Source organism: Saliniramus sp. (assembly GCF_035311605.1).
GTDB lineage: Bacteria > Pseudomonadota > Alphaproteobacteria > Rhizobiales > Beijerinckiaceae > Saliniramus.
The window spans coordinates 1-4,781 of record NZ_DATGCW010000155.1; the positions used below are offsets into that span (position 1 = coordinate 1).

Here is a 4,781-nt window from a genome sequence, read left to right on the forward strand (position 1 = left end):
CGCACCCTGTTCGATCTGACGCACCATGGCACCCTCGTCGATGATCTCGCCGCGCGCGGTGTTCACGATGATCGCCTCCGGCTTCATCAGCTTGAGATGGCGGGCCGAAAGCAGGTGATAGGTTGCCGGCGTATGCGGGCAGTTGACCGAGACGATATCCATGCGGGCCAGCATCTGGTCGAGGGAATCCCAGTAGGTGGAATCGAGCTCTTCCTCGAGCGCCGGGGCAACCCGGCGGCGGTTGTGATAATGGATCGAAAGACCGAAGGCCTTCGCCCGGCGTGCGACAGCCGTTCCGATCCGGCCCATGCCGACGATACCGAGCCGCTTTCCGGTAATGCGATGGCCGAGCATCCATGTCGGCGACCAGCCGGCCCATTCGACATCATCGGGAATGACGCGCGCGCCCTCGGCGATGCGCCGCGCCACGGCGAGGATCAGCGCCATGGTCATGTCGGCGGTATCCTCGGTGAGAACGCCGGGCGTGTTGGTCACGGTGATACCGCGCGCCAGAGCCGCTTCGACGTCGATATGATCGACGCCGTTACCAAAATTCGCGATCAGTCTGAGCGAAGGTCCGGCCTTTTCGATCAGGGTGGCATCGATCGTGTCGGTCAGGGTCGGCACCAGCACATCCGCCTGGCCCACGGCCTCAGTGAGCGCCTCGCGGCTCATCGGCGTATCGTCGATGTTGAGGCGCGTGTCGAAGAGTTCGCGCATGCGCGTTTCGATCGCGCCCGGCAGGCGGCGCGTGACGACAACATGCGGTTTCTTTCTCTGAGGCATGGCTTCCTCGTTCTCACCGTGGCGCCGCGATCGCGCGGCGGATCTTCATCAGCTGTTAACCGGGATTCACCACTATCCGATTGGCGGCTCACGGCAAGCGCACCGCTTGCGCCTGCCGCTTCGTCGTTTCTCTAGCAGAGCTATTGCCAAACACAAATCCGCGTCAGCGCAGCAGTACCGGATTCGGACAAAGAGCGTCATGAAGAGCATCGTCATCGGTCTCGCCACCCGCATATCGGCAGCATTACGCGCGGGCCCGGCTCCGCGACATATGCTGATGGCGGGCCTCAGCGCCGCCTGCTTCGTTTCCGCAACCCTATTCGCCGCGCCCGCCGTGCATGCCCAGGCCAGCATCGGGCCGGAAACGCGCTTGCCGCTGCCGCGCTACGTGAGCCTGAAGACCGACAAGGTCAACATGCGTGAGGGGCCGTCGACCGACCACGGCACACGCTGGGTGTATCAGCGCGCCGGCCTGCCCGTCGAGATCATCGCGGAATTCGAGAACTGGCGCCGCATCCGCGATCCCGAAGGTGAAGACGGCTGGGTCTGGCATTCGCTGCTCTCGGGCAGGCGCACGGCCATCGTTGCGCCCTGGGATCGTGATGTTGAGCGTGTCGTCGACTTGCTCGAGCAGCCCGAGCCGGCGTCACGGGTGCTGGCACGGATCCAGCCCGGTGTCGTCGCCGGTATCAGCGACTGCGATGGCGAATGGTGCCGGTTGGCCGTCGTGGCAGAGCCACGGCATGAGATAATCGGTTTCCTGCGCCAGGAAGAGCTCTGGGGTGTCTACCCGAACGAAATGCTCGATTGATGGTGGCGCAGGCCGCGATGACGTGATCACGCTTGCGCGAGCGGGCGGCGCTCGCCATTCCGGCAATGCATTTCTTTACCTTTCATCGCTAGCGTTGCCTCTCGTCGGGCGCGCGGATCAAGGGCGTGCGCCTGCACGAATTCCGTGAGGGATGGCGATGACGATGCGCATGGACACCGAAAGACCCGTTTCACTGCTCTACGCTTCCGGTGACGGGGTTCGTGTGGCGTGGGTCGATACCGCCAAGGGCATGTGCATCATCCTGGTGGTGATGATGCATGTGGTGCTCGGCATCGGCGACAGGATGGGCACGGAAGGCTTCCTGCACCCGGTCGTCGCTTTCGCCGCGCCGTTTCGCATGCCGGACTTCTTCCTGATCTCGGGGCTGTTCCTCGCGCGCGTGATCGATCGCGACTGGCGTCGCTATGCCGACAAGCGGGTGCTGCATTTCCTCTATTTCTACGTGCTCTGGCTCGTCATCCAGTCCATCATCCGTTTCGGCGATGTCGCCGACGGATCGGTGACGGGGCTGATCGAGCATCTGGCCTGGTCCATGGTTCAGCCGTTCTCGACACTGTGGTTCGTCTACATGCTGGCGATCTTCTCGGTGGTGACGAAACTGCTGCGCGGCGTGCCGGTCTGGGCCCTGCTCGGCAGTGCGGCGCTTCTGGAAATCGCACCGATCCATACGGGCGCGATCCTCGTCGATGAATTCGCCGCGCGCTATGTCTACTTCCTCGCCGGCTACCTGCTGGCCCCGCAAATCTTCAAACTCGCTGATTGGGCGCTCGCCCACAAACCCGCAGCCCTGGTCGGGCTCGTGCTCTGGGCGGTCGTGAACGGCTTTCTCGCCCTCACGCCGTCAGGGCTGACCGAGGCCGGCACGCTCGCCACGCTGCCTTTCATCAGCCTGATTGCGGGAACGCTCGGCGCGGTGGCGATGGTGCTGATCTCGGCACTGCTCGCCGGCACGCCGCTCGGCCGCCCGCTCGATTATGCCGGGCGCCATGCGATTGCGGTCTATCTCGCCTTCTTCCTGCCCATGGCTGTGACGCGCGAGATTCTCTTGCGGCTGGGTATCATCGAGGATGTGGGGGTGATCTCGCTGATCGTGCTGATCGTAGCCGTGCTGGCGCCACTCGTTGCTGAGCGGATCGTGCGTAATACGCCGCTGAACTTCCTCTTCGTGCGCCCGCGCTTCGCGCGCATCTCACCGGAGCGGAGCGGCGCGCGACCCCAGCCAGCGGAGTGAGGCCTCAATCCGGCTTGTTGAGCGGCTCGATTCTGGTGGCCTGCTTCCAGAAGCCGTGCAGCATGTAGAGGCCGAGCCCGCAGAAAAGGCCCATCAGCACGTATCGGATGGTATCGCCGAGCTCGAAGATCCCGGCGATCGCCCAGCCGGCAGCGACGGCCACGCCCAGAACCTGCGTCGCGACGAAGACGAGGGCGCTCAACACGGTAAACGTGGCGCGGAGATTTCTGCTGTTCGTGCGGCTCACGGCCTGCTCCCTGGTTCGATGAGGCAGACTTAACCACTCGTGCCGCCCGGTGCAAGCGGCTGCGACGCGGACGCATCCGGCGAGGCGTTGCAGCGTTTATCCGCAATGCTATTGAAAAACCCTCCGGCAATTGCGAAACAGCTCACGCAAATCCCGCCCTCAGCCCTTCCGGAGCCCTTCGCGCATGTCCTTCGTCGCCACCCTGATCTGCAATCCCGCCACGCCGATTCTCGACGATGCCTTGGTCGAAGCGGCGGGCGCGGCCCTGCCTGATCCGCAGATCCGGGTGCTGGCACCGGGAATCGCCGCCGATCTCACCTTCGATCCCGGTGATCTCGACGATCCCAACGTGGCGCCGCTCGGCGAGGATATCCTCATCCACGATTACCGCAATGCGCTGATCGCGACGCTCGGTGAGGCGCTGGTGGACGTGGTGGTTCAGCCTTTGGCGCATCGGCGCAAGAAGCTGCTTCTCGCCGATATGGATTCCACCATGATCGCACAGGAATGCATCGACGAGCTCGCCGATTACGTCGGCCTCAAGCCCGAGGTCGCGGCGATAACCGAGCGCGCCATGCGCGGCGAGCTACCCTTCGAGCCGGCATTGCGCGAACGTGTGGCGCTGCTCAAGGGGCTGGCGCTCGGCACGATCGACGAAATCGTCGAAAAACGTCTCGATCTGACGCCCGGCGGACGCGAGCTGGTCGCGACGATGCGCGCCAACGGCGCCTGGTGCGCCCTCGTCTCCGGCGGCTTTACGGTATTCACCAGCGCGATCGCCGGCAAGCTCGGCTTCGACGAACACCGCGCCAACCGCCTCGTCATCACCGACGAGACGCTGGTCGGCACGGTCGAGGAGCCGATCGTGGGGCGCGAGGCGAAATATGCCGCGCTGATCGAATTGCGCGCGCGCCACGGACTGGCAATCGAGGAAACCCTCGCGGTCGGGGACGGGGCCAATGATCTCGCCATGCTCGGCGAAGCCGGGCTCGGCGTCGCCTATCACGCCAAACCCTCCGTAGCGGAAGCGGCGGGCGCGCGGATCGACCATGCGGATCTGACCGCGCTGCTCTATATCCAGGGCTATGCCTGCGCGGATTTCGCCGAGATCTGACCCGCTTCACGGGAGTGGGCGCTGCGCCAGAGCGGCGAGCTGCCTGCGGATATCCTCGCGGACCTCACCCTCGCGCGGGGCGTCGTGGAGCGTGCTGAACCAGTGTTCAGGCGGATCACGCCCCACGCGCGGTGCGCCGCGCCAGACGAGCGTGCGCAAAACCGTCTCGGCTTCTTCCGGGAGCCGCTCGGGCGCGGTCAGCCCGTTGAGCGCGCCCCAGATCCCGGTCCAGCAACGCGCCACGGACCACGGATTATAGCCCCCGCCGCCCGTGACCACCATGCGCGGCGCCATCTCGCGCACAGCCACCACCGCCTCACGATGGGCGTTGTTGGAGAGAGCCAACCGCGAGAGCGGATCCTCCTCGATCGCATCCGAGCCGCATTGCATCACGATCGCGTGCGGCGCGAAGGCGGCGAGGCGGGGCAGGATCAACTCGTGCAGGACGGCGCGCATCTCGCTGTCATTGAAGCCACGCGGCACCGGCAGGTTGAATTGCAACCCCCCGCCATCCTCGTCTAGCGCCCCCGTGAACGGCCAGCGGCGTTCCTCGTGGACGGAGATCAGGAGC

At 65.1% G+C, this 4,781-nt stretch carries 5 protein-coding genes and 1 pseudogene; 3 read left to right on the top strand and 3 right to left on the bottom strand.

All coding sequences use genetic code 11. The features are described 5' to 3' along the window. Positions 1 to 786: D-glycerate dehydrogenase (locus VKP01_RS07320; protein ID WP_324411501.1), on the bottom strand; the 786-nt coding region annotated here is incomplete at its 3' end. A 277-nt stretch (positions 787 to 1,063) separates the two neighbouring features. On the opposite strand from VKP01_RS07320, the gene VKP01_RS07325 reads away from it, so the two are divergent. Together VKP01_RS07325 and VKP01_RS07330 are read left to right on the top strand one after the other, a co-directional pair. Further along, positions 1,064 to 1,597, top strand: a complete 534-nt coding sequence (locus VKP01_RS07325) for an SH3 domain-containing protein (RefSeq protein ID WP_324411502.1) — start codon at positions 1,064 to 1,066, stop codon at positions 1,595 to 1,597. Positions 1,598 to 1,766: 169 nt separating this feature from the next. Beyond that, positions 1,767 to 2,849, top strand: coding sequence for an acyltransferase family protein (locus tag VKP01_RS07330; protein WP_324411503.1), 1,083 nt, complete (start codon positions 1,767 to 1,769; stop codon positions 2,847 to 2,849). A gap of 4 nt (positions 2,850 to 2,853) precedes the next feature. Here VKP01_RS07330 and VKP01_RS07335 read toward each other — a convergent pair whose 3' ends face one another. Further along, positions 2,854 to 3,096: a hypothetical protein gene (locus tag VKP01_RS07335; RefSeq protein WP_324411504.1), complete on the bottom strand. Its 243-nt coding sequence runs from the start codon at positions 3,094 to 3,096 to the stop codon at positions 2,854 to 2,856. Between the two features lie 184 nt (positions 3,097 to 3,280). On the opposite strand from VKP01_RS07335, the gene serB reads away from it, so the two are divergent. Beyond that, a complete protein-coding gene (gene serB / locus VKP01_RS07340) occupies positions 3,281 to 4,210 on the top strand; it encodes a phosphoserine phosphatase SerB (protein WP_324411505.1) in 930 nt (309 codons plus the stop codon). A gap of 6 nt (positions 4,211 to 4,216) precedes the next feature. Here the strand turns inward: serB and VKP01_RS07345 are convergent. Then, positions 4,217 to 4,781, bottom strand: a pseudogene (locus VKP01_RS07345) (hypothetical protein); the annotation flags it as partial.